Raw genomic sequence first — 24,728 nt, 5'->3', positions numbered from 1 at the left:
GCTTAATCAACCTACCACGTACTTGGCGTACTTTCCGAAGAGTTTGCGAAGCAGGATAACCAATATCCATGACACAAAGAACGCGATTACTGCCGCAAACGGGATTTGGAGTGAAACCGGAACACTGCAAGCGCGTGCCAACATCACACAAGGACCGGTAAAGAAGTAATGTATCATATAAACACCGAATCCGCAGACAGTGAGGTTAGCCAATGCCTTCCGCACGGTTTCGCTCTTTATTTGCACTTTCTTGGCTATCATGAAGAAAGGAATCGTCATCATCACCACGTTGGGCGAGCAATAGTAGAAAAACAGTTCCAACTCTTCGGGGGTACAGTCGGGAGCAGCCGTCATACGGCGAAAGCCGAAGAACGTCACCAGATAACCGACTACGAACATCGGAATCCCCCAGCCTAACGTTTTGCCCCAGCTCCATTGCTGATTACGCAAATAGTGCCCCAGCAACAAATAGCCGTTAAAGCCGGCAAAACTATATAACATATAAAACTCGTTCCATGAACATGCACCCCAGATATAAGGGTCGACAAACGCACGGTAGTAAGGTACGAACAACGTCACACCCCACGCCACAAGAAACCAGAGCTTTGCCCGGCGGCTTGCTTTCTCCACCCACGCAGAAAATATGGGCATATACAGATACATGCCTATCAGCAAGTAAATATACCACATGTGTACATCAAGCAACGAGAAGTTAAAAGGTATCTGCGAGATGTACTCCATCGAAACTCCCAACGAACGGCGCATGACTTCTTCGCCCGAATAAGGGAAACAATCGAGAATGACTTGCGGAGAAAGTCCCAACAAACCTGTTACCCACGGAAACAGATTGTAAATAACCGACCAAATAAGAAAAGGAAAAAACACACGGCTAATACGCTTCTTGTAAAATGCCGAAGTATCTCCTTTAACAGGAAGCAACAATGCGCCTGTTATCATTACGAAAAGCGGGACGCAAGGACGCAGGAATGCGCCGTAAGCTGCTCCCCAAAACTTGATGTCGTCGATGTTAGCGGGAGGTTCTCCCGGATAAAAGTTAAACGGATCGGCAGAATGACAACATACTACCGTAAACATTGCCACGAAACGAACAACGTCTAACCACACGATGTGTTCGCGTTTAAGCATAGGTTTTGCGTTTTCCATAGAATAAAGTTAGCGGACAATTAAAAAAATAAAGCGACACAAACCACCGCCAATATACAGCCGTAAGTTTGTGTCGCTTTTGCTATATGTTTAATTATCACCATACATCCGTGCCCGCATCTCTTTAATGTGGTCGGACGTAATGTATTCATCATATTCCATCATCTTGTCGATAATGCCATTCGGAGTAAGCTCAATAATACGGTTTGCTACCGTTTCGATAAACTCATGGTCGTGAGACGAGAAGAGTATATTCCCCTTATAAATCTTCAGATTATTATTGAAAGCCTGAATTGATTCCAAATCAAGGTGATTGGTAGGCGTATCCAATATCAGACAGTTGGCGTTACGCAACTGCATACGCGCTATCATACATCTCATCTTCTCTCCTCCGGAAAGTACGTTTACTTTTTTCAACACCTCTTCGCCTGAGAAAAGCATACGGCCGAGGAATCCTTTCATATAAACCTCATTTCCTTCGCCGTACTGACTCAACCAGTCTACCAGATTAAGGTCGCAGTTAAAGTAATCGGAGTTATCGAGCGGCAAATAAGCCGTAGTTATCGTTACGCCCCAATTATAATGTCCAGCCTGAGGCTTGCGGTTACCGTTGATTATCTCGAACAGAGCAGTCATGGCACGCGGGTCACGGCTCAGGAATACAATCTTGTCGCCTTTTTCTACGTTGAAGTTCACATCGTTGAACAATACAACCCCGTCTTCTGTTTCGGCACGCAATCCCGATACTTCCAATATCTGATTTCCCGGTTCACGTTCCGGAGTAAATATAATACCCGGATATTTGCGAGAAGACGGTTTGATTTCGTCGACGTTCAGTTTTTCCAACATCTTCTTGCGGCTGGTAGTTTGTTTCGACTTAGCTACATTGGCAGAGAAACGACGGATAAACTCTTCCAGCTCCTTGCGCTTTTCTTCGGCTTTCGCACGCTGGTTCTGCTGCTGACGAAGAGCAAGCTGGCTCGATTCATACCAGAAGCTGTAGTTTCCGGCAAAGAGATTGACTTTACCAAAATCAATATCCACCGTATGCGTACAAACCGAGTCAAGGAAATGTCGGTCATGGCTCACCACAAGCACTGTATGCTCGAAGTTTGAAAGATATTCTTCCAACCATGTTACAGTATCCATATCGAGGTCGTTGGTAGGCTCATCGAGCAATAAGTTATCGGGATTTCCGAACAACGCCTGAGCCAACATCACACGCACCTTTTCTTTACCGCTCAAATCGCCCATCAACATCTGATGTTTGTCTTCTTTAATTCCCAAGCCTCCCAGCAGGATAGCCGCATCGCTTTCGGCGTTCCATCCTTCCAGTTCTGCAAACTTTTCTTCAAGCTCCGCTGCGCGAATGCCGTCTTCATCAGTAAAGTCTTCTTTGGCATAAAGTTGTTCACGCTCTTTCATGATGTTCCATAAAACGGTATGTCCCATCAATACGGTATCGAGTACCGTATGAGCATCAAACTTAAAGTGGTCTTGGCTCAATACCGAAAGCCGCTCGCCCGGACCTAAAGTAACACTTCCTTTTGTAGGTTCCAATTCTCCGGAAATTACTTTCAGAAAAGTTGACTTTCCAGCTCCGTTCGCACCAATTATACCATAAATATTACCATTGGTGAACTTCATGTTCACATCGTTATACAACACTCTTTTACCGAACTGTACGGCTACGTTTGATACTGTAATCATCTGTTATTATCTCTTCTTTATATATCTATTTCGTCGGCAAACTTACATAAAATCTGTGAGATAATTGCAGGAAACGTACGGATTTACTTAAATAATTGCATCCGTCTTTCAAACATCGTTATCTGCGTATCAGGTATTTTACGAACAAATAACCGCCGAAAATTTGCAACAACATCCCCGGAATGCCTATTCTAAAATCCTGAATGGCATTATAGAAACTGCCTTGCATCATCCACTCGCCTAACGTTCCGAAAAACTGATAAAACAATACCACAGCCAGCACAAGCGGTAAAGATACCTTCTGCCATCTGCGGGCTGCATATCCGGCAGCAAGAGCCAACAATACAGATTTAAGAGCGATGGCGGGAAGTGTTCCCCATGCAGGCATACCGAACATCAAAGAATTGACTACCGGTGAAAAGACTGCTGTCAGAAGTCCCACTTTCCAACCGTACTTGTAAGCCCCTACAAGGGTGAAGAAATAAATAGGCAGCCACGTTACACCCCCTTGCGGAATCAGATGAAAAAGTTGCGGCAGAGCTACATTACCAACGATGAACAATACGGCAGCCAAATAAGTTCTAACTTCGGCATAGCCTAAATCATAAAGTCTTACTGTTGTTTTCATTGTACATTATTTTTAAATAGTGACATTTATACCTCCCATTACTGTTGCTCTCGGCATCGGATAGCCGGCATTGATTTCGTATTTTTGTGCCAGCAGGTTTTCTCCACGCACCCAAATATCCAACCACTTGGCAGCACGGAAAGAACCGCGCAAATTCCAAAGGACAAAATTTTCCGTTTGAGGATTATCGCCCACTGCTGTATACAATCCGGCTATGTATTGCAGTCCGGAAGCCACGTTCCAACGTCCTTTGCTAAAACTTGCTCCGGCATACAACTTATGTTCAGGTGCGGCTATTACAGGGTTCTCCATGTGTAAATAGCTGTAATTTCCATCCACCGACCATTTTTGATTGATGCGGTAAGCCGCCTGAAGCTCTACACCGGTATTGTCTATCGTGCCGGTATTCTGATTAAGCATCCCCGTTCCGTTCGGATTAGGTAATGTTACGATCAGATTTTTACCATCAATATAAAACAGGTTTATCCCGTAACTTAAACGTCCGTTCAGGAGCGTCTGCGACAAAGATACTTCATAATTCCACATAGACTCCGGTTTGAGGTCAGGATTTTGTGGTGGAAACATATACATTTCACGCAAGATGGGGTAACGGAAACCTTTTGTTGCTGATGCTTTCAGTTCAAAGGCGTGTGGCAAATGGAAAGCAAGCCCTGCCTGCGGAACCCATTCCGTGCCCACGCGCGAATGGTGATCGACACGCAGTCCGGCGTTCAGCGTCAGCCAGCGTCCGATGTCCTGACGGATATCTACATATCCGGCTACTTCGTCTTCATGCTTATCCACCAAGTCATTGCGTGTTCCTGCGTTCTCTCCTGCCACATAGTCCGTCCAAGCCTTACCACCATAACGAAACCAGTCGAAACCTAACGTTATACGGTTTCCCTCAAAAAACTGTGTGCTTTGATAGAGCGATACCCCCATCATGTTATCGCGTGAATTGAAACGCCCGTCCTGCGATGTTTCACCTGCACTGGGCGTATAGCCGTCGTTAATCCAGTGGTTTCCCCAGTTGTAGAAGAAACTCAGCGCACCGGAAGTTTTCTCGTATTTATTATTGAGTGAAAAAGAAGTCACCCCGCGCGTGATGCGCTGGTCACCGTCTACCAACGGTGCCGATACCGGTCCGGGGTAAGAGGCATTAAAGTGCGTCACGTTCACATCGGCATACATATTCCAGTTATCTGTCATGTCGTAACCCAACTTGGCATAACCGCCATACTGTTCAAACCCCATGTCGGCGCGGTGTCCGTCTGTACGATTATACGAACCGCTCACTACGCTATTGAAACGCCCTTTGCGAATACGGTTAGTCAGCTCTGTCTCCAACGTGTTATACGAACCATAACCCGCGTGAAGATTGGTACGCACCCCGTCTTCGTGCATCTTACGAGTTACAATATTAATAACGCCTCCCATCGCATTAGAACCGTAAAGAACGGAAGCGGGTCCACGCAAGACTTCAACCCGCTCAGCCAACAGCGACTGGTAGGCATCCGAAATGGGATGTCCGAAAATACCGGCATACTGCGGATGCCCGTCTATCAGCACCATCAGCCGGGCACTTCCCCCACTCAGTCCGCGCAAAGAAATACCTCCGGCAGCTCCATCGGAAACACCGTACCCCATCACGCCGCGTTCGGTTACGAAAAGCCCCGGTACTTGTTCGGTCAGCACAGGCAAAAGCGACGGTTGCATACTGTTTTCAATCGTCAGGCGATCGACCACAGATACCGTTTGTGACAAATGGCGCACGTCTGTTTCATTTCGTGTACCGGTAACCACCACTTCGTCAAGCGAAAAGTTACGGGTAATGCGGGTTGTATCACTTTGTGCCCACGACGCACCGCCGGAAAACATTGCTACAGTTATAAATGTTAAAAGAAAAGACTTATTATTCATTACGGTTCTCTATTTATTATTATTACACATTGCAAAGTTCGGGATTTTATTTTGAAAAGAAATTACCCAAATCAAAGCAAAATCTACCCAAATCACATATAATACACTTTTTCAGAAGGCTTTCTGAGATGCCCTATTTTACAATATAAAACGCTACCGTTAGCGTCACTCATCCCATGCGGATGTGTTGACCATTTCTTCCCATAGCGTTAACCTGTTCTACCGCAAGCGTTTTTCAGCCTCCGGAGCAAGCCGGACGAAATTTTAGAACAAGCTCATTATCAGCACAAAGCAATTCTTCAAGTGGAACAGGCTTTCGCCAACCTCAGTCATGAGGACCAGACCTATCTGCTTGAAGTCTATCAAGAAGACGTATTCATAAACGAATAAAAAAAAGAAATATGAAACATATCATCAGATTATTGCTATTCGTTATTTCATTTACAGCTTTCAACGGCGCAGCATCGGCGCAAAACAGGAAACAACGACTTACCCGTGAGCAACTGGCGGAAGTACAAGCCAAACACATAGCTAAAAAACGGGCTATGGACGATAAGAAAACTATTGGTTGAGACATTCATACAGCAAGAAAGCAAACCCCGGCATAGCGGGATTTGCTTTCTTGCTGTATGAAAACTTGTTTCGCTTCTTTAAATATCCTCTGACATCATTCTTCGGATATCTTTCTAATAAATACCGCACCATTTGTGTTAGTACCTCCTACGCCTGCCATTTGCACGTCTAAATAAAATGGAGTACCTGCCTCAAACGAATCGATTTTAAAACGGAAGGCAGCTACCTGCGATTTCTTTACCGTCTGCGTCTGAGCAATATGCACTAACCGTTCGTCACGTTTGAATACATTGATGCCGCTCACCGCCAAACCGTGGTTACCTTCTGTTTGAACAAAAGTAACTTCGTAAGTTCCATTTCCCGAAACCTTTCCGGTTACGTCTACTTTCCACGGAGCTGGTTTCTCAGCAGATACAAGCGCCGGTTTCCATTCTGCTGCAAACTCGCCGTACTGCTTATAGTCTTCATAATTATATGCAAAATGTATGGGTAACGAATAATGACGGTTAGAGACTACCGTTATGGCGTGAAAATTATTCTTTGTATCGACGGTTACCGGTGATGTATAAAGCGGAGAATGTATGGTGGGATAACTGCCATCGGTAGTATAACGGATGGAAGCTCCTTTCACACTTTCTGACAACGTGAATGTAACACCTTCAGGCGTTTCTTTCATCGACGCTATAAACGGTTCGGGGACGCGATAGTTACACCCCTTCCGGTCTAAACGCGCGTAATGGTAAGTCAGGCGATGCGCAAAATCACCGTAGTCCCTATTGGCTTCTTTCGTCCAACCAACTTCCGACAGAGCCAACATTCTTGGGAAGGTGAAGTATTCCACATAATTCTCTGAGCGGTTTTCGTTAATCGGCACAATCTCTTGCAGAATGGTTCCGTGGATAAACTGGTCAGACCACATACAGCCTTGCACTCCCAGTACATGCGACCCCTCCGAATAGTCTTTGGCTGCCAGCGAATAGCTTTTCTCTATCGAAATAGGAGGCATCCACGTAGCAGCTTTCACTTCTCCCGGAGTTTTACCTTCCGGAAAGTCGAGATACGCATGGGTGGCAGGCGTAAGAATAGCCAAGTGATTCTTTTCCACCGCCATCACAGTGTCTTTTTCATTGTGCCAAATCAGTGCAACCACCTGCCCGTCCAAATCGCCGCGCTTGATGATTTCTTCCCAACCGATTACCGTACGCTCTTTTGCTTTCATCATCTGAAGCACACGGTTAGTCAGATAGCCTTGCAACTGTGAAGCCTCTTTCAGTCCGTTTTCTTTCATTACGGCTTGACATTTGGGACACTTCTCCCAATTATCGTAAACCGCCTCATCGCCTCCGATGTTTATGTAGTGAGAAGGGAAAAGCGCCACCATTTCGTCTAACACATCTTGCAGGAAGCGGAAAGAAGATTCTTTTCCCACGCAAATCAAATCGCGACTGATGAAGTGCTGGGTGGGTACTTCGCGCGGTTCGCCCTTGCAGCTCAGCCACGGGTAAGCCGCCACTGCCGAAAGCATGTGGGCAGGAAACTCTATTTCAGGAATGACTTCCACGTTTCTTACTTTGGCATATTCTATAATCTCTTTGATGTCTTCTTGTGTATAATATCCGCCCAAACGGTTCTGGTCTTTACCAGCCCACGCCCCTACTTCGGTTAGTTTCGGATATTTCTTAATCTCCAACCGCCAGCCGGAATCGTCTATCAGGTGGAATTGGAACTTATTCATCTTATACATCGCCATCATGTCAATGTATTTCTTTACAAAATCTTTATCGAAGAAATAGCGTGCCACGTCGAGCATCATCCCGCGCCACGGATGGGAGGGAGCATCATAAACACTCACTGAGGGAGCTTCCCAAACGATGTTTTTCTGGCGGAGAGGACTGTATATTTCTGACGGGAACAGTTGTAACAGGGTTTGGATTCCGTAAAACACGCCGCCCGCGTCTGCCCCCGTTATCCGTACTCCGGAGGGCTGTACCGTCAGTTCATAACCTTCGGCACAGCGTATCTTATCGGCCGTCTCCAGATGAATGGCACTTCCCTCAGCAGTACCTTCCTGCAATTTCAAGTCCCAACCGGTAGATCCGCCGATGACCTCTTGCAAGTATGCTGCCTGCGGATACAGTTCTTTTTCGTAACTGATAACCGTTTGGGGGCGAAGCAAGAATTTACCTTGCTCTACGGTGAGGCGGAGGGGTTTCGGAATAATGGTTATTTCTTGCGCTGCCCAACACCCGATGCAGCAGGATAATAGTAGAATAAAGAATAAATGTTTCATGTGCTTTTTTGTTTAAATTCGGTTTACATTACATGCGGTAGCACAAAAGTAGGCATTAAAATCAAAAACGGAAAAAATTTGCTTTTAAAATGCCTGCGAAAAGGCGGAGAAACACATGCGGTAGGACTGCCCGGTCTTACCGCATGAATTGGTAAGTCCTACCGTTAGAAACAGGCAACGCTACGGGTAGCGTTTTACGGCGTATTTCTATGGGATGAAAATAAAAAACTAACGGATAAACATGCGTACGCCTCGCGAATCACTTCGCAAGGCGTACCCAACTAATAACTAACTTCTTTTACTTTTTGTGGTTTACGTAATTTCTATATGACTAACACTGCAAAGTTAAGGGGTTCGGGCGTATTGCGCAATACCTAAATCTTGGTATTTACTCGTTTAGCTTCACCTCATTCAGTTCTACCAGCTTATTTACTATCGCATAAATAGTAAGACCTGCGGCAGAATGTATCTGTAACTTGCGCGTAATGTTACGCCGGTGGGTTATCACGGTATGTACCGAGATGAAAAGTTTTTCTGCTATTTCTTTATTCGTCATTCCTTTCACGATGCAGCCCACGATTTCTTTTTCACGTTGGCTTAACGAGTTCTGGTCATTATCCTCTTCGTTATCGACGTTCATCAATGAGGCTATCTTATGTTCCAAAGAGTCGATGTCGTCGAACAGGTTGATGCTTTCATCATAGCCTTTCAACTGGTTGGCGTCGACTACCGTGGATATCAGCGACACTAATTTCATTTCCGAATGGGGATATTGCGCCTTAAAATCTTCCGCATCAAACCAGCCTTCGAACAGCGGATTGATAATCAGTATATCGGGCTGATGCGCCTCCATGCAATGTAAAATTCCTTCCTTCGATGTAATTTCGACGGTCTGGACATTCAGTTCGGGCAAACGTTTCAATGCCACGGCCAGTCCTCCCCGGATTATCAACGACGTTTCGGCTATGGCTACATGTATGGTTTCCTGCGATTTCATTTTATTTCTTTTTCCAATTCCATAATGGCAGGCACAAACAAGTAATCCTCTACCCGGTTATGCGAGTCTAAATCTTCTTCACAGCTAAATATATCAAACAGCGTGGCGTTCAGCAACTGATTGTCGGCACCCGCCGGATAATATTTGATGATAATATTCTTCAGTTCGGTGAGCTTTGCATTTATCTGGTCATGATGACGGGCAAACACGCCGATGTTATACTCGGTAGGATGCTCTCCGCGTAACAGTTGGTCGACGTACGTAAACACTTTCTCGTTTTCGTATTCCATGTGCTTACGCACCTCGTGAACGTAGGCATCGAAAAACTGGATAATCAGAAAGGCTACCTTGTTTTCGGTAGAACAGTCGATTGCTTCAATCAACTTCCGTCGGATGGTAGGCAACTGAAAATCCAAGAAATAATGATGGGCTTGCTTCAGGTAGCTCATCAAAGCCGGAACGGAAAGTCCTTCGGGATGATCTTGGATAAGGTTATTTCCTTCGACCAAGAAATTAACCACAATAAGAAATGTACTACAGTCTACGCCATTCATTTCGCAAACTTCCTGCACAGACTTGTCACCAAAACCCAACGATACGCCAAAGCGACTCAAGACTTGCAGCAGTGCGTAATTTTCACAGATAAGGTCGCTCATCTTGTCGGTAGGCTTATAAGTTCGGGTATTTTTACACATAAGTATCGAATTCTTCATTTTTTACGAGTACAAAATAAGGGAAATGTCACAAATTTTACAATCACTATTTGTAGGTAATTTTCTCTTTCTTACCTCTCCTGACAAAGATAAACAATGAAACAACAGTAATTGCTCACGGTATTCAAAAATTTCCCTAAATTTGCTTCGGAATAAACATTTACGATTATGATGAATAATTTCAGCTTTCAAAACCCCACTAAATTAATCATGGGTCGCGGCACTATTGCCGAACTGGGAAAAGAAATACCTGCCGGTAAAAAAGTAATGATAACCTTCGGCGGAGGAAGTGTGAAGAAAAACGGCGTTTATGACCAAGTCAAAGCTGCACTGAAAGACTTCCGGACGGTTGAGTTCTGGGGCATCGAGCCTAATCCTGCCATCGAAACTTTGCGCAAAGCCATCGCGCTGGGCAAGGAAGAAAAAGTAGACTTCCTTCTGGCAGTGGGCGGAGGTTCGGTAATCGACGGCACGAAATTGATTTCCGCAGGACTGCTGTACGAAGGGGATGCATGGGATTTGGTGAAAAAAGGTTCGTCTGCACTCACTGTTCCGCTGGCTACCGTGCTTACGCTTCCCGCCACAGGCTCAGAGATGAACAACGGTGCGGTTATCTCTTGCCACGAAACGAAAGAGAAATATCCTTTCTATGCCAATTTCCCGGTATTTTCTATCCTCGACCCGCAGGTAACGTTTACGCTTCCGGCTCATCAGATAGCCTGCGGTATTGCCGACACGTTTGTTCACGTTATCGAACAGTACCTCACCAAGACCGGAGAATCGCGGCTGATGGACCGCTGGGCGGAAAGTATTTTGCAGACGTTGGTAGAAATCGCCCCGAAAATCCGTGAGAATAAGGAAGATTATCAACTGATGGCAGACTTTATGATGTCGGCTACGATGGCACTGAACGGATTCATCGCCATGGGAGTATCGCAAGACTGGTCTACTCACATGATAGGACATGAGCTGACGGCTCTCGCCGGATTGACGCACGGACATACGCTTGCCATTGTGCTTCCGGGCACTATGCAGGTTTTGCGTAAAGAAAAGGGAGACAAAATCATACAGATGGGTGAACGTGTATTCGGCGTAACCGAGGGTACGCATGACGAACGTATCGATGAAACCATCCGCCGGACGGAAGCTTTCTTCCGCTCGTTAGGTCTTACCACCCGCTTGGGAGAAGAACATATAGGCATGGAAATTGTCGATGAGATAGAGCGACGCTTTACCGAGCGTGACGTACATTTCGGCGAGGACGGATTAGTAGACGGCAAAACAGCCAAAGAAATCCTGATGAAAGTACTGTAATTACCCTGAACACCTGCCTGCGTTCTTTCCTGCAAAGGCAGGTGTTATTCTGAACAACTTAATGAAATACGTATCGTGGAACAAGAAATTCAACTGAACCAGCATAACAAGCAAGAATATCCGCCCATGCACACGTGTGAGCATATCGTAAACCGCACGATGGTAAACCTTTTCGGGTGCGGGCGTGCCGTATCGGCTCACATTGAGCGCAAGAAAAGCAAACTGGATTTTGCGCTACCGCAAGCTCCGACAGAGGCAGACATCGAGCGCATTGAGGCGACAGTCAATGATACCATAGCCCGACACTTGGACGTGACTACCGAATTTATCACTCAGCAAGAGGCATCCGAACGTTTCGACATGAAGCGATTGCCTGAAGGCGCTTCCGATACGGTGCGGGTGGTCAAAGTGGGCGATTACGATGAATGTTTGTGTATCGGGTTGCACGTAGCCAATACCGCCGAAATCGGGACGTTCAAGATTATCAGTTCCGACTATAAGGACGGGATTTTCCGTATGCGATTTAAACTGATCTGATTATGACGGCACGACGGAAACAAAAGAAATCGACGGGCGGAATGAGGGGATTCATCCTGCTGATTGTCCTTACCGTGGGGGTACTCTACCTCTATCAGAATGCAGAACAGATATTCACGCCCGAAAGGATTCAGGCTATCGCTAACAAGACGAAAGCGAAAGCAAGCGTAGAGCCTAAGGATGCCGAAACGGATACGGGCTTATCCCTGAACTTGGAAATCCCCAAAACCATCAAAGAACGGGAGGAAATCGTAATCAAGCACTTGGGATATACAGTATCATACAACAATTTCTATAAGACGCCCAACTGGGTGGCATGGGAGTTGACTCGCAAAGAAACGGAGGGCGATGAAGGACGTACCAACAAGTTCCTCCCCGACCCCGAACTGCCGGAACCGCGCGTGGTGACTTCCGATTATACCAATTCGGGATACGACCGCGGACACATGGCTCCGGCTGCCGATATGAAGTGGAGCAAGCAGGCAATGAAAGAATCGTTTTACATGAGCAACATTTGTCCGCAAAACCGGAAGTTGAACCGTGACGACTGGGGAGATTTGGAGGAGTCATGCCGCAAATGGGCAGACAAATACGGTACTATCTACATTGCGTGCGGACCAATCTACGATTCTAAATCGCCTAAGCGTATCGGAGAAAGTCGCGTGGCTGTGCCCGACCGCTTTTTTAAAGTAGTGCTTGTATATAACCGAAAGAATCCGATGGCTATGGGATTCCTCTTCGAGAACAAGGCTAACCATCAAGACCTGAAAAATTACATGGTTACAGTGGATAAGGTGGAAGAAGAAACCGGACTGGATTTCTTCCCGAAAGTGCCCGACAGCATCGAAAAACGTATCGAGAGCACATTGCCCGAACAGGTCGTTTTCTGATTAATTTGATGACTGAAAATACTACCCGATAAGCCGAACAGTCTTCCGAATAGAACAGGGAGACTGTTCGGCTTAAAATAAAATTTCTAACCGAAGCGTTTTTCGGGGGATATCATAGGGCTGCAAAGGCTTGCCTACGGGTTTCCGCAGCAATCGGCAAGGCATTATCCCCTATTCTATCTTAATGACCTCTGACGGATTCATTTTCACCGCTTTATACACATTTTCCACAACAGTCAGCAGGGTAATGCCTGACGTAACCAACAAGGGCAATACAAAGTCCATCGCCGAGATAGGCACGCTGTATGCGAATTGTTCCAGCCAAGACAACATAAAGGCATATACGCTAGGAACCGTTATTACGAATGCCGCTACCAGACAGATAAGATAGGGGCGCAGTAAAAGTTTAAGCAGATGTCCGGATGTAGCCCCATGAATTTTGCGTAACGCTATCTCGCGCAAACGCAGACGTATGGTGTAACGCACCAAACTATATAATCCGAAAAAGGTCATCAGCAGGCTGACTATGACATAGAAAGTCAGCATATCGGACAGCATAAACACATCCTTATTGGTCTCTTTCAGAATCATGCCGATATCCATATACAAGAAAGGCTGTTCCGGATAGCTTTCCGTCCAAATCTGCTCCAAGCGTTTCAGGAATCGGGCTTTCTCTCCTTCTTTTACGCGGATGGAAAGCGTCTGGTAATCGCTGCCCGCCACATCCTCTACCTGCATCAGCAAAGGCCATACCGATTCTCCGAGCGAACGCTTGCGGAAATCACGAATCACGCCTACGATGGTTTTCCCTTCCATATCGGAGTCATCGGGAATATAGTGGGAAACAGACTTGCCTACCGGATTGTCTGATTCCGGAACAAACTGTTTTATGAATGTTTCATTGACAATCACCGGATGCGGAACGGTAGGGAGCAATCGGGCTGTCTCAGCAGAGTCAACAAGCTCCATCCGGTAAAAGTCCAACAGGCTTTTAGAACCTCTTACTATATCCATCCAAACCAGATCTTCCGGCTTACCAGACTCTCCTACCACAGCCATCGACTCCTCAAACAGACCGGTTTCCGACAAGGTTACAGCCTCTACCTCCTGACAGGCGCTTACTTTGTCCATCCATGAAGAAACAGGCGCTCCCCAACTTTTTTCGGCAAACACGTCAATGACATTCTCAAACCGCTTATTGTCTTTCTCCACCAAATCCAGTTGGTTATGGATAATAAAGAAAACAGACAGCAAAGCCATCGTAACCACAAGTTGTCCCACTTGGAAGCACGATACCATCAGCCTGCGCATCTTTCCCCGATAGAACAAGCGGTAATCGCTTTCGGTAAGCGACTGTAATCTGCCACTGATATAAACTGACGGAACAACGGCAAATATCACACCGCCTGACAGCAGCCACGGCAACACACGGGCAGAAAGCAGGTATTCCATCGTCAGGTGGGCTGCCATTAACCGGTTAAACAGAGGTAACACATCGTTCATCAGCAGGAACGCACAGAGAAAAGCAAAGCCAATCAACAGACAAGTATCCCAAAACAAGCGTCTGTAAATGTCTTTCCTCGACGCTCCGGCAAATACTTCAATATGGAGGGTGTGAACCTGCCTCAGCAAGCGGGCAAGTCCCAAATTGATGTAGTTGAAACAAGCTACCAACAGCACAAGCAAGGCGATGATTCCTCCCATAGCAAGCACAACGGACGAGCGGTGAAGCAATACGAAATCCTGCAAATCGGTATCAAAATAAGATTCCTGCAAAGTCAGCGTACCCAAATGTCCCTCACCCAACACCGTAGGGAGAGAAGTTTCAGAAAACTTGCGGCGGAACGCAGCCACATCTGTCCCCTCACGGAGCTTGATGAAACAGGATTCGCCGAAAGACGCATCTGCAAATCCGCTCAACACATTGACCGGCAGCATCCCCCGATACGGGTTGCGGAACACCGCACCAACCACCATCAAAGAGGCATTTCCGTCTGCCGTTATCTTCAATACCTCTCCTACGCAATCAGTTGAGCCGAATATCCGGACTGCCGTGGCTTCTTCCAAAGCCAAAGCATCGGTACGTATCAGCGTCTCATGCAGATTGCCTGCAACGGTTTCTAAAGAAAAAAACATCAGAAAAGTAGAATCGGCCTGCATGAATTTGCCTATCGGGAGACTTTCATTCCGGTAAACAGCCTGTATATTGTCTCTTACCCTCGTGCGCAGAGCGGTTTCTATTTCCGGAAACGCGGCAACAATCCGCGGCACATCCGGTCCGTAAATAAAAGATGATTCCGCCTTCTTTCCCATCGAAACAGATTGGGTAAGGCGCAAAATACGATTTCCGTCGGGTATATCGGCATGGATGTTATACTCATGCAACACAAAAGTTCCGAGCAATGACGCACACAGGATACCGATAACCAGACTGCCCCACGAAACCACGGTAAACAGTCTGTCGTGCCACCAGCCGCGTATTATCAAACGTAATAAATGATAGAATGACATAAGTTTACATGGTTATTTCCGTTACTACTTGTCCGTCAAACAGGTTGATGATTCGATCGGCGTACCCCGCATCGTGCTGCGAGTGAGTAACCATCACGATGGTAGTTCCCTCCTTATTCAGTTCGGTGAGCAACGCCATCACCTCCTTACCGTTCTTCGAGTCGAGGTTACCCGTCGGCTCATCGGCAAGAATCAGTCTCGGATTTGTCACTACGGCACGCGCTATCGCCACACGCTGCTGTTGTCCGCCCGAAAGCTGTTGTGGGAAATGCTTCGCACGATGTACTATCGACATGCGGTTCATCGCTTCCTCTACCCTCCGTTTGCGCTCCGAAGCAGACACACCCATATAAAGCAGCGGCAGTTCTATGTTTTCATACACATTCAGTTCGTCAATAAGGTTGAAGCTCTGAAAGACAAAGCCGATAATGCCCTTGCGGAGCGAAGTGCGCTGTGCTTCGGTGTATTTCGAAACTTCCACGCCATTCAGGTAATACTCACCGCCGGTAGGATTGTCTAACAAGCCGAGGATATTCAGCAGTGTCGACTTACCGCATCCCGAAGGTCCCATTATGGCCACGAACTCTCCCTCTTTCACTTCAATGCTTACATTATTCAACGCCCAAGTTTCCACCTCATCCGTGCGGAATACTTTCTGTAAATTTGTTGTTTTAATCATCATATTATCAGTTTAATTATTTATTCTTTCTTTATCGCCTGCGCCGGATTTACCTTCATCAGTTTTATTATCTGCCATCCTACTGCCAATGTTATCAGCAGTGCCATGACAACAAATAGAATGATGCCCCATTCCCAACCATAAACAGATTTCAGCGAAGAACCCTCTAACGCATTAATCATTGCCAGTCTCAGTATCGGATAAACAAACAAAAACATAAGAAGAAACATTGTTATATACGACCGAGCAAACAGCATAACAATATCTTTACGCGAAGCTCCGTTTATCTTTCTGATAGCCACCTCTTTCTGACGAGCCACGCTATCCATTGATATGGAGGAATAAACACTGAGGACTACCAGTAACAAACTGACCGCTGCCAATATCCACATCATAGTTTCCAGTATTTGCATTGATGAGTACACAGTCCGTTTCCCATATTTATATACATCCAAAGGCAATGTATCGGGAACATATTTCCGACAAACCGCCTTAATCTTTTTCATCACTTCATCTACATCTTTTCCGGAAGCAACTTTCAGTAACCATACCTTGAAGTCTCTCGTAGGGAAAAACACAGAACCGGCAAATTCATCGTTACCCGTCATATTCCGATACAAGTCTTCATATACCCCGGCTATCTGATAAGTACGATTGCCCAACTTAACCATTCCTTCTGCATTTTCATGGCGAAGCAAGTCGGCAAAACTTTGGCTTATATAAACAACCCCTTCCATCTCTGCCTCTAATATTTTTCCCCGCAACGGAATGTGAAAGAAACGGAAATAGTCGGGATTTCCGGTCATTACTTTAAGATTGACTTCCGCACTATCATGTTTTAAGAAAGTAGTAAACTGATAGGATAGCAAGCCATTGTTGGATTCTTCATTGACAAAAGTTTGCCCTTCTATTTCTGCCATGCTGTTAATCTCTGAATGTATTACGTCCCAGTTCTTCCGAATGGCATCCGTATTCATATCTATCGAGACAATTCTGTTTTCTTCTACCTTTTCGGGGTAATACAATCTGCCTCGCAACTCACCGTATGACAGATGAATGATAATTACCGCACCTAAAAAGCCCATTGAAACAAACAGTTGAATGCAAATCATTACGGCGCGGAAGCTATGTTTTTGTCCGTTTGTCCGGATTCGGTTCATAAGATTGATTCCGCGTACGCGCCACACCGGATAGATAACAATACATAAACAGACCAACAGAACCATCAGATAAAGTGCAGCTTGCGTCAGGTAACAATCTTTCGCGATAAACCAGTCGGTAGTTTCTTCAGGCAAATAACGGTAAGCTAAAGGCAGCATACTTTCCAGTAATACCAGCGATAGCAGGAATGCAAAAGACAGCATACAAAACACCTCCGTAGAAAGTAACCCAAAGACTCCTTTCATATCCGAACCCAAACTTTTGCGCAAAGCCAGCTCATGCTGACGGGCATAGAACATCTGAAATGTGAATTTCAGAAAATTAATCAGTCCCGATACCAGAATCAGGGAAGCAAGAATAAGAACCAAATATTTAGCAAGCAACGTGCCTGTCTGTCCGCTCACCGGAGAAGCCTCAACCGATATTTTTTGCTCTCCATCATTCCAACCGATATCACTTAACGCCTTGTTTACTCTGTTCAATGTCTGCCCCTCCGGAATGAGTGCGTATACCAACGTTCGCGCATAGGGAAACACCTCAAGCGGGAAATAACAATCAGCGTTTAGTTCTAACCCATCTTTGGATACGTCTGCCACATTTACTATCCGATAATCTCTTATTCCGTTTCCCGATTTCAATGAGTTAAGACGTACCACCATACCGACAGGACTGCTGTTTTTAGCTATTTTTCCTGCAAAGTCAGACGATATGATTATTTCGTTCGGTAAGGTCGGCACGTAATTACCATAAAGTAACGGCAGGTTGAAATAGCTGAAAAAGCAACTGTTCGTTACCATATACTGTACAATATATGGCAGGTTACGACCGTCTTTCCCTATTACATCCACATCCATACGTAACGTAGCCGAATGGACAGATACCGAGTCCAACGCTCCTTCTGTGCGAGAAACCAACTCGTTTACAGCCGACAGATAAAACGGTATGTCACGTTCCGCTTCTTCACCGTATGCCCTGATAAGAACACGCCGTTCGGGATCCGGCAATCTGCTATACGCATCCGCAAAACGGTCAACAAACAGATATACCATACTGAATACCACAATTCCTATCGCCAGACACAGAGCCGATACTATATTCTGCACCTTGTATTTCAACAAATTGCGCAAAGCCACTTTCAGATAATGCCCTATCATACCATACTTTAAATTCACTAATTACCAACTTCTTACTCTTTACCGCAACAGCAACTCTTCGGCGTCCCCAAAGTTATCATATCCTGAAGTAATTACCCAATCTCCGGGCTGCAATCCTTCGGTTATTTCATACTGGCGTGGGTTCTGCCGACTGATTTCGATGGGGACTTTCACTGCACGTGTACGGTCGGCATTGAGCCGGAATATCCAGTTGCCGCCCGTCTGCTGGTAAAAATTTCCGCGCGGAATCACCACTGTCTGTTCGGGTTGCCCCAATTCTATCTGTACCCGGAAGCTCTTGCCGAGGCGGACGTTATCGGGCATCTCGCCGGTAAATACCAAATCGACATCGAAGGTGCGTTCTCTCACTTCGGGCACTACCTTGCTCACGCGGAGCGGGAAACGCTTGCCCTGATAAACCACCGAGGCAGGCAGCCCCGTGGTTACGCGGTCGATGTAATACTCGCTCAGCGAAGCGTGTATCTTAAACTGGCTCAGCACTTTTATCTCGGCTATGTTTTCGCCGGAGGCTACCTGCTGTCCGGAGGTGACCTTCACGAAGCTCAACTGCCCGTCGGCGGGAGCGCGCACCACCAAATCTTGTGTCCGCTGCAACGAGCGCTCCCATTTTCTGCGCTCGCGCTCGCGGTCGTTAAGCAGCAATTCGCGCCGGATTACCGTCATAGCCGAATCGCTTTTCAGGCTTTGCAGCTTGAGGCGTGTCGATTCCGTCTTATAGCGATACTCATCGGCTGATACCTCTAACTGCGCTTTACTCCGAATCCCCATCTTGTATTCCTCTTCCTCCAGCGCAAAGCTCTTACGTATTTTGTTCAGTTCGTATTCCGCCTCAAGAGTCTGCTGCTTGAGGGTAAGGGTTTTCTGCTCCATCTCGATGGCTTTCTCCTCATACGTGAAACACTGCTTCTCCCATTCGTCTCGCTGGTCTTCCAAATCGCGCATCAAGTCGGGGTTGGTCAGCGTAAGAATGGTGTCGCCTTGCTTCATCAGACTACCCTCCTCCGCCACGATGCGCTCCACGTTGCCGCTCTCGCGCACATTGACCATGAGGGTAAGGATGGGGTGTACCACTCCCTCCACATCCACGTATTCCAAGAAATCCTCGTTTTTCACTTCCGCCATCTGTACCGATTCGGAGTCGACCCGTAACCGCTGCGGACCGGAGGCAAGCACCGATACATAAATCAGTACGCCTGTTACGATAACCGCCGCCGCCAAACGATAGCGGTAACGTACATACCATGCTTTCTTTTCCAGTTTTATATCCATCGTTCTGTTCTTTTATATCTCCGGCAGATTGTCGGTAATCGGACAACCGCGTTCAAAATCGTATTGCGTCATGCTGCGCAAACCGTAGTAAAGCGTCCAATAGGTTTTCATCGCCTCAATGCGGTTACGCCGCGCCGTGTCTTTCTCGCTGATGGCTGCATTGAGATCGAGCACGGTAGATTTCCCCATCAGATACAGGCGGAGTGCCACCTCGTAGCGTCGGCGTGCCGTTTCGTCGGTACGTGCCGCCACTTCCACCTGACGCGCCTGAAGGTTGAACTGCCGCACCATCTTCCTTACATTCAGCTCGAAATCGTTCATGCCCTGCTCCGTCTGCGTCTCAACCAACGCCACATTCGATTTCGCCACGCGCACCTTGCCCCTTCCACGTCCCCAGTCGAGGATGGGAACTACCAGCGACAGACTTACGTATTGCTGGTCAAGCGGATCGCGCCACGAATCTTTCAATCGGTCGGCAGTCTGCGACAATCCGAACTGTAAATACAAGTCGGCTTTCAGTCCCCGGCTTGCCCGTGCCTGCGCCAGCGCGCTCCGGCTCTCCAACTTCAGCCTCCGATACGTATCCGGATCGGGACTATTGCGGTACGCCTGCTCCAGCGCCTCGCCCAGCGGAACTTCAAACTGCGGTACGCTGTCGCCCTCCATGACTTCTATCTCCGTTTCCTCACGGATGCCCAAAAACGAACGGAACGTGAGCATGGCGTCTTCCACCTCTATACGCGCCTTCATCATGTTCGTCTCCTCGTTCAGCCGGTTCACTTCCAACTGCAACATCTCGTTTTCGGTAATACTGCCGATGTTATACCGACCGCGCGCATAACGATAAAGCGTATCTGCCGAAGCATAATTCGAACGGGCAATATCCAGATTCGCCTGCGCCGTGGCAAGAGCGAAAAACAGTTCGCAAGTCTTCGAAGCAATCAGTTCAAGCGTTTCGGCATAAGTTTTCTTCGCCTCGCGGAAACGCACCGGTTCAATGCGGCGGTCCCATTTCAGCGAGTTATAACCGAATAGCGACTGCTGATAACCAACCGTAACCGGCAGTGAGTTATACGATGTCAGGTTGCTACCCAGCTCATCCATCCGCTGCGTAGAAGTCTGCACAAACAAATTACCGCCCGTAAACCAGACGTTCTGACTAATTTGCAAACCCACATCCGTAATCAACTGGTTTTGCCGGATAAACTGCTCCGTACCATCGGGCTGCGTCACCCGGTTAATCTGACGATTCAGGTAGGGAGACGACACCAGATTCACCTCCGGCAGATAGTTGGCACGAAAAGAGCGGTAACTCCAGTAAGCCGCCCGATAAGTATGCTCCGCCGCCTGCGCTTCCGGCGAATAAGCCTGCGCCATACGGATGGCATCAACCAACGTCAGCCGCCGGGCATCCGCCTCACCCCATAAGAAAAGTAGTCCGCATATCGTAAACAACAATCGTTTCATATCTCGTTTCGCAATCATACGGATACAGCAAATCAAAAGTCGTGCCACACAATCAGAACGCTAACAATCAGGTAAATAATAAGAAATAGAGGGAGCTTTCAGCGTGCGGAATCACACATTTTTCGTGCGGAAACGCACATACAACACATCTTGAAAATCATTATCTTTGTACATCACAACCCACCATACATGGAAGAAAAAGGAAAAATACTGATTATAGACGATAACGAGGACGTGCTTTTCGCTCTCAACCTGCTGCTGGAACCGTATATGGAAAAGGTGAAAGTAACCACGCAGCCGGCACGCATCGCGCACTTCATGACGACCTTCAAACCCGATGTAATCCTGCTCGATATGAATTTCCGGCGCGATGCCATCAGCGGTCAGGAGGGATTCGACTGCTTGGAACAGATTCTGCAAATCGACCCGCAGGCGGTAGTGATATTCATGACCGCCTATGCCGATACCGACAAAGCGGTACGTGCCATCAAAGAAGGGGCTACCGACTTTGTTTCGAAACCGTGGGAAAAAGAGAAGTTACTCGCCACGCTCTCCTCGGCACTGAAACTCAGCCGCTCACGCAAGGAGGTGGGAAAACTGCAAGCACAGATGCTCGCCCTGAAAACCGATGATGAACTGCCCGAACTCATCGGCAATTCGCCCGCCATGCAGAAAGTGAAAGAAACTATATTCAAACTCTCGGACACAGATGCCAATATCCTTATCTTGGGCGAGAACGGTACAGGAAAAGACCTCGTGGCACGTATGCTGAAGCATTTTTCTCCCCGACAGGAAGCTGCATTTGTTACCATCGACTTGGGGAGCATTCCCGAACAACTCTTTGAAAGTGAACTTTTCGGTTATGAGAAAGGGGCGTTCACCGATGCACGAAAAGCCAAACCGGGGAGAATGGAAATCGCTTCGGGCGGCACGCTGTTCCTTGATGAAATCGGTAACCTCTCGCTACCGATGCAGGCAAAACTGCTGACTGCCATCGAAAAACACCGGATTCTCAGATTAGGAGCAGTAGAACCCATCGAAATAGATGTGCGACTGATCTGTGCCACCAATGCCAACCTACACCAACGGGTGGCAGACGGTAGTTTCCGTCAAGACCTGTTGTACCGCATCAACACCATCGAACTGCGCATCCCGCCACTGAGGGAACGCGGGGAGGATATCCTCTTGCTGGCAGAACATTTCCTGACCGGATATAACCGGAAGTACCACAAAGAGGTGAAAGGACTGACACGCGAGGCAAAGAACAAGTTGCTGAAATATAACTGGCCGGGTAACGTGCGCGAACTGCAACATACCATAGAAAGGGCGGTAATCCTTAGCGACAATACGCTGCTGCGTCCGGCGGACTTCCCCTTCCCCACTGCCGGAAACGAGCATCGTGAAAGTAACGATGAAGAACTGAATCTGGAAAAACTGGAACGGAAGGCAGTAGAAAAGGCTATGCGCTCCAGCGGGGGAAACATGACCCGCGCGGCAGAACTGCTGGGCATCACCCGCTTTGCTCTTTACCGGAAAATCGAAAAATTAGGATTATGAAAAGTTACGTATGTTCGCTGATATTCCACGTGGTCGGATTGCTTCTTTTTGTCACAGCAAGTGTGTGGACTACCATGAATCATTTGTGGTTTTGCGCAGCCGCTTCCTTCGCGGTAGTAACAGGCATCTGCATCAGCCTCTACCGGATACAGACACGACAGACACAAATGATGCAACGGATAGTAGACTGTATGAACAGCAATGATTTCTCGCAATTGGCTTGCTCTCCTTTTAGCGACAGGAAGATGACGCAACTTGCCGATGCTCTCTCTGCCACACTGAAAGGAATACGTACGCACCTGAACGAAGTGGAAACCAAGCATCTGTATTATGAAAACCTGCTGAACCAAGTAGACACGGCGGTAGTAGTATGTTATGCGGACGGACGAACGGAATGGATGAACAAAGCGGCTCAACAGATGCTGGACAACTGTGGCATCCTGCCCGAAGAGATTATCACTGCGCTGAAGAATCACCAAGCAGTAGCCCGTCTGCCTCACCGCTCCATCCCTACCGAACTGTCTGTATCGGCAACACGCATCCAACAGAAAGGAAAAACCTATTATCTGGTCAGCCTGAAGAACATCCATAGTGCACTGGAACATACAGAAATGGAAGCATGGCAGAAACTTATCCGGGTACTGACGCACGAAATCATGAACTCTATTACCCCCATCATCTCACTGGCAGACACGCTAAGCGAACGGAGCATGACGGCATCGCCCGATGAACGTACCCGCACACATATACAGCAAGGACTTCAGGTTATCCGCCGAAGAAGCAAAGGATTATTGGAATTTGTGGAAAATTATCGGAAGCTGACCCGCATCGCGCAGCCTGCCAAAACAGACATTGAGGTATGCGACTTTTTTAACGACCTCAAGCAACTCTTTGCCGATAAACCTTTCGTGTCGTTTGAAACTCCCAGCGGTCTCCCTCACTGGAGAGCCGACCGAGGACAAATGGAACAAGTCTTTATCAACCTGATTAAAAATGCGTTGGAAGCCTGCCGGAACACCGATCATGCACATATCGGCATCACTGCCTCCGCATCCGACGGAATGTGGCGTTTCCAAGTAAGCGATAACGGCGAAGGAATGCTGCCCGAAGTAACCGAAAGGATTTTTGTTCCGTTTTTCACCACCAAACCTGGCGGGTCAGGTATCGGACTGGCACTTTGCAAACAGATTATCATGCTCCACGGCGGACAAATAACCGTGCAATCCCATCCCGATAAAGGAAGTTGTTTTACGCTTTCTTTTCCAATGTAAATTGTCCCTTTCCTTTCGTCATGCAGCCATATTCCACGGCATGTTTCGGACAGTAATGATAACATGCCAGACACATCGCACAATCCATTCCCCACACCGGATGTCCATCTGCCAAACGAATATTATGCATGGGACATACCTGTGCACACTTCCCGCACGAAATACAAGCATCAGACGCACGAAACGCTTTCGGCGAAGTAAGATAACGATTAAACAACGGACGAATGAAATAGGATTTTAAGCGAGGCAACGCTCCTTCATGGCAGTCAGTCATACGCTTACGAGCCTTGACACATAAGGCAATGACCTCCAACCTGCCTTCCATATTCTCTAACTTTATATCCGCAAGATCATTTGAATCCACATCAAAACCCGGAAGACAAACATACGTGTTCGGCATCACAACCGAGAAACCGGCTCCATACTTCCAGCCTTTTTTCTCTACTGCTCTCCGGAATATATCGGCTGTCTTTCCCGTATCGTCGCCACAAGTACAGATAAAGTACACGTAATCAGACGGTCGTGATACACGCAATCGCTCTAACGCTTTCAGTACCACAGTTGGAGGCCCCCACGAATACACCGGAAAAACAAAGCCTAACGACTCCTTTTCCTGAAGCTGAAGTGTTTTTGTCCCTTCATTAATAAGTTCCATTATCGGGAGCACCCGTTCGCCAAGTAACCTGCCAAGAAATTCTGCAACCTTACGTGAATTGCCTGTTCCGGAGAAATATAAAATCATAACGTATGAATTAAACTATCAATAAAAAAGCGAAGAACCTTGACCTACTACCCAAGATTCTTCGCCTCTTATAAAAAGGAGAAGCCGTACCCGAGGCGTGACGAAACTCCGAATGACAGGTTTTGAGTGCTCTCCTCCTTTGTAATCCACCGGCATAAAT

Annotated in this window: 19 protein-coding genes; 6 read left to right on the top strand and 13 right to left on the bottom strand. The window is 47.1% G+C overall.

The window, feature by feature from the left end:
- Window positions 1–6: 6 nt before the first annotated feature.
- The 4 genes from H9626_RS00275 to H9626_RS00260 form a co-directional block, all read right to left on the bottom strand.
- Window positions 7–1,146: an acyltransferase gene (locus tag H9626_RS00275; RefSeq protein ID WP_225230826.1), complete on the bottom strand. Its 1,140-nt coding sequence runs from the start codon at window positions 1,144–1,146 to the stop codon at window positions 7–9.
- Window positions 1,147–1,254: 108 nt separating this feature from the next.
- The gene (locus tag H9626_RS00270) at window positions 1,255–2,874 is read right to left on the bottom strand and encodes an ABC-F family ATP-binding cassette domain-containing protein (protein WP_178256348.1); all 1,620 of its coding nucleotides are present in this window, start codon (window positions 2,872–2,874) and stop codon (window positions 1,255–1,257) included.
- A 118-nt stretch (window positions 2,875–2,992) separates the two neighbouring features.
- Window positions 2,993–3,502: an ECF transporter S component gene (locus H9626_RS00265; protein ID WP_178256829.1), complete on the bottom strand. Its 510-nt coding sequence runs from the start codon at window positions 3,500–3,502 to the stop codon at window positions 2,993–2,995.
- Between the two features lie 12 nt (window positions 3,503–3,514).
- On the bottom strand, window positions 3,515–5,380 hold the full coding sequence (locus H9626_RS00260) for a TonB-dependent receptor (RefSeq protein WP_225230884.1): 1,866 nt from the start codon (window positions 5,378–5,380) through the stop codon (window positions 3,515–3,517).
- 443 nt (window positions 5,381–5,823) lie between these two features.
- Here H9626_RS00260 and H9626_RS00255 point away from each other — a divergent pair, with 443 nt between their 5' ends.
- Window positions 5,824–5,994: a hypothetical protein gene (locus tag H9626_RS00255; protein WP_191709197.1), complete on the top strand. Its 171-nt coding sequence runs from the start codon at window positions 5,824–5,826 to the stop codon at window positions 5,992–5,994.
- A 95-nt stretch (window positions 5,995–6,089) separates the two neighbouring features.
- On the opposite strand, the gene H9626_RS00250 is transcribed toward H9626_RS00255, so the two are convergent.
- From H9626_RS00250 to H9626_RS00240, 3 genes are all read right to left on the bottom strand, one after another.
- Entirely contained in the window at window positions 6,090–8,285 is a 2,196-nt protein-coding gene (locus tag H9626_RS00250) for a beta-N-acetylhexosaminidase (protein ID WP_191709195.1), read from the bottom strand.
- Between the two features lie 388 nt (window positions 8,286–8,673).
- Window positions 8,674–9,282 carry a response regulator transcription factor gene (locus H9626_RS00245; protein WP_178256833.1) on the bottom strand — a complete coding sequence of 203 codons (609 nt, stop codon included), beginning with the start codon at window positions 9,280–9,282 and terminating at the stop codon, window positions 8,674–8,676.
- Entirely contained in the window at window positions 9,279–9,977 is a 699-nt protein-coding gene (locus H9626_RS00240; RefSeq protein ID WP_191709827.1) for a hemerythrin domain-containing protein, read from the bottom strand. The genes H9626_RS00245 and H9626_RS00240 overlap by 4 nt, the downstream gene beginning before the upstream one ends.
- A 189-nt stretch (window positions 9,978–10,166) precedes the next feature.
- On the opposite strand from H9626_RS00240, the gene H9626_RS00235 reads away from it, so the two are divergent.
- From H9626_RS00235 to H9626_RS00225, 3 genes are all read left to right on the top strand, one after another.
- The gene (locus H9626_RS00235; protein WP_191709826.1) at window positions 10,167–11,309 is read left to right on the top strand and encodes an iron-containing alcohol dehydrogenase; all 1,143 of its coding nucleotides are present in this window, start codon (window positions 10,167–10,169) and stop codon (window positions 11,307–11,309) included.
- A 75-nt stretch (window positions 11,310–11,384) separates the two neighbouring features.
- Entirely contained in the window at window positions 11,385–11,846 is a 462-nt protein-coding gene (locus H9626_RS00230) for an alanyl-tRNA editing protein (RefSeq protein ID WP_288734031.1), read from the top strand.
- 2 nt (window positions 11,847–11,848) lie between these two features.
- Window positions 11,849–12,736 carry a DNA/RNA non-specific endonuclease gene (locus H9626_RS00225; RefSeq protein WP_191709193.1) on the top strand — a complete coding sequence of 296 codons (888 nt, stop codon included), beginning with the start codon at window positions 11,849–11,851 and terminating at the stop codon, window positions 12,734–12,736.
- A gap of 171 nt (window positions 12,737–12,907) precedes the next feature.
- Here H9626_RS00225 and H9626_RS00220 read toward each other — a convergent pair whose 3' ends face one another.
- Genes H9626_RS00220 through H9626_RS00200 form a run of 5 tightly spaced genes read right to left on the bottom strand, consistent with a single transcriptional unit; the run spans window position 12,908 to window position 20,998 of the window.
- Window positions 12,908–15,247, bottom strand: a complete 2,340-nt coding sequence (locus H9626_RS00220) for an FtsX-like permease family protein (protein WP_191709192.1) — start codon at window positions 15,245–15,247, stop codon at window positions 12,908–12,910.
- 4 nt (window positions 15,248–15,251) lie between these two features.
- Window positions 15,252–15,926, bottom strand: a complete 675-nt coding sequence (locus H9626_RS00215) for an ABC transporter ATP-binding protein (protein ID WP_178256845.1) — start codon at window positions 15,924–15,926, stop codon at window positions 15,252–15,254.
- A gap of 20 nt (window positions 15,927–15,946) precedes the next feature.
- Window positions 15,947–18,241 carry an ABC transporter permease gene (locus H9626_RS00210; protein ID WP_191709191.1) on the bottom strand — a complete coding sequence of 765 codons (2,295 nt, stop codon included), beginning with the start codon at window positions 18,239–18,241 and terminating at the stop codon, window positions 15,947–15,949.
- 39 nt (window positions 18,242–18,280) lie between these two features.
- Entirely contained in the window at window positions 18,281–19,531 is a 1,251-nt protein-coding gene (locus H9626_RS00205) for an efflux RND transporter periplasmic adaptor subunit (RefSeq protein WP_191709190.1), read from the bottom strand.
- A gap of 12 nt (window positions 19,532–19,543) precedes the next feature.
- Window positions 19,544–20,998: a TolC family protein gene (locus H9626_RS00200; RefSeq protein WP_191709189.1), complete on the bottom strand. Its 1,455-nt coding sequence runs from the start codon at window positions 20,996–20,998 to the stop codon at window positions 19,544–19,546.
- 189 nt (window positions 20,999–21,187) lie between these two features.
- Here H9626_RS00200 and H9626_RS00195 point away from each other — a divergent pair, with 189 nt between their 5' ends.
- Together H9626_RS00195 and H9626_RS00190 are read left to right on the top strand one after the other, a co-directional pair.
- A complete protein-coding gene (locus tag H9626_RS00195; protein ID WP_191709187.1) occupies window positions 21,188–22,555 on the top strand; it encodes a sigma-54-dependent transcriptional regulator in 1,368 nt (455 codons plus the stop codon).
- Window positions 22,552–23,826 (top strand): sensor histidine kinase, encoded by a 1,275-nt coding sequence (locus tag H9626_RS00190; RefSeq protein WP_191709186.1) that lies wholly within the window; start codon window positions 22,552–22,554, stop codon window positions 23,824–23,826. Before H9626_RS00195 ends, H9626_RS00190 begins: the two co-directional genes overlap by 4 nt.
- Here H9626_RS00190 and H9626_RS00185 read toward each other — a convergent pair.
- Complete coding sequence (locus H9626_RS00185) at window positions 23,804–24,568, bottom strand: EFR1 family ferrodoxin (RefSeq protein ID WP_191709184.1); 765 nt, start codon at window positions 24,566–24,568, stop codon at window positions 23,804–23,806. The two genes, H9626_RS00190 and H9626_RS00185, sit on opposite strands and share 23 nt — an antisense overlap.
- Window positions 24,569–24,728: the final 160 nt, after the last annotated feature.

It is taken from the genome of Phocaeicola faecium (assembly GCF_014837055.1).
Classification (GTDB): domain Bacteria; phylum Bacteroidota; class Bacteroidia; order Bacteroidales; family Bacteroidaceae; genus Phocaeicola; species Phocaeicola gallinarum.
Note: the sequence above shows the minus strand (reverse complement) of the source record. Positions and strands in the feature narration are given on the sequence as shown.

Bases quoted from the DNA above. Each gene is read 5' to 3' on its own strand.
- H9626_RS00275 (WP_225230826.1), bottom strand. From the start codon at position 1,146: ATGCTTAAACGCGAACACATCGTGTGGTTAGACGTTGTTCGTTTCGTG.
- H9626_RS00270 (WP_178256348.1), bottom strand. From the start codon at position 2,874: ATGATTACAGTATCAAACGTAGCCGTACAGTTCGGTAAAAGAGTGTTG.
- H9626_RS00265 (WP_178256829.1), bottom strand. From the start codon at position 3,502: ATGAAAACAACAGTAAGACTTTATGATTTAGGCTATGCCGAAGTTAGA.
- H9626_RS00260 (WP_225230884.1), bottom strand. From the start codon at position 5,380: ATGTTTTCCGGCGGTGCGTCGTGGGCACAAAGTGATACAACCCGCATT.
- H9626_RS00255 (WP_191709197.1), top strand. From the start codon at position 5,824: ATGAAACATATCATCAGATTATTGCTATTCGTTATTTCATTTACAGCT.
- H9626_RS00250 (WP_191709195.1), bottom strand. From the start codon at position 8,285: ATGAAACATTTATTCTTTATTCTACTATTATCCTGCTGCATCGGGTGT.
- H9626_RS00245 (WP_178256833.1), bottom strand. From the start codon at position 9,282: ATGAAATCGCAGGAAACCATACATGTAGCCATAGCCGAAACGTCGTTG.
- H9626_RS00240 (WP_191709827.1), bottom strand. From the start codon at position 9,977: ATGTGTAAAAATACCCGAACTTATAAGCCTACCGACAAGATGAGCGAC.
- H9626_RS00235 (WP_191709826.1), top strand. From the start codon at position 10,167: ATGAATAATTTCAGCTTTCAAAACCCCACTAAATTAATCATGGGTCGC.
- H9626_RS00225 (WP_191709193.1), top strand. From the start codon at position 11,849: ATGACGGCACGACGGAAACAAAAGAAATCGACGGGCGGAATGAGGGGA.
- H9626_RS00220 (WP_191709192.1), bottom strand. From the start codon at position 15,247: ATGTCATTCTATCATTTATTACGTTTGATAATACGCGGCTGGTGGCAC.
- H9626_RS00215 (WP_178256845.1), bottom strand. From the start codon at position 15,926: ATGATTAAAACAACAAATTTACAGAAAGTATTCCGCACGGATGAGGTG.
- H9626_RS00210 (WP_191709191.1), bottom strand. From the start codon at position 18,241: ATGATAGGGCATTATCTGAAAGTGGCTTTGCGCAATTTGTTGAAATAC.
- H9626_RS00205 (WP_191709190.1), bottom strand. From the start codon at position 19,531: ATGGATATAAAACTGGAAAAGAAAGCATGGTATGTACGTTACCGCTAT.
- H9626_RS00200 (WP_191709189.1), bottom strand. From the start codon at position 20,998: ATGAAACGATTGTTGTTTACGATATGCGGACTACTTTTCTTATGGGGT.
- H9626_RS00195 (WP_191709187.1), top strand. From the start codon at position 21,188: ATGGAAGAAAAAGGAAAAATACTGATTATAGACGATAACGAGGACGTG.
- H9626_RS00190 (WP_191709186.1), top strand. From the start codon at position 22,552: ATGAAAAGTTACGTATGTTCGCTGATATTCCACGTGGTCGGATTGCTT.
- H9626_RS00185 (WP_191709184.1), bottom strand. From the start codon at position 24,568: ATGATTTTATATTTCTCCGGAACAGGCAATTCACGTAAGGTTGCAGAA.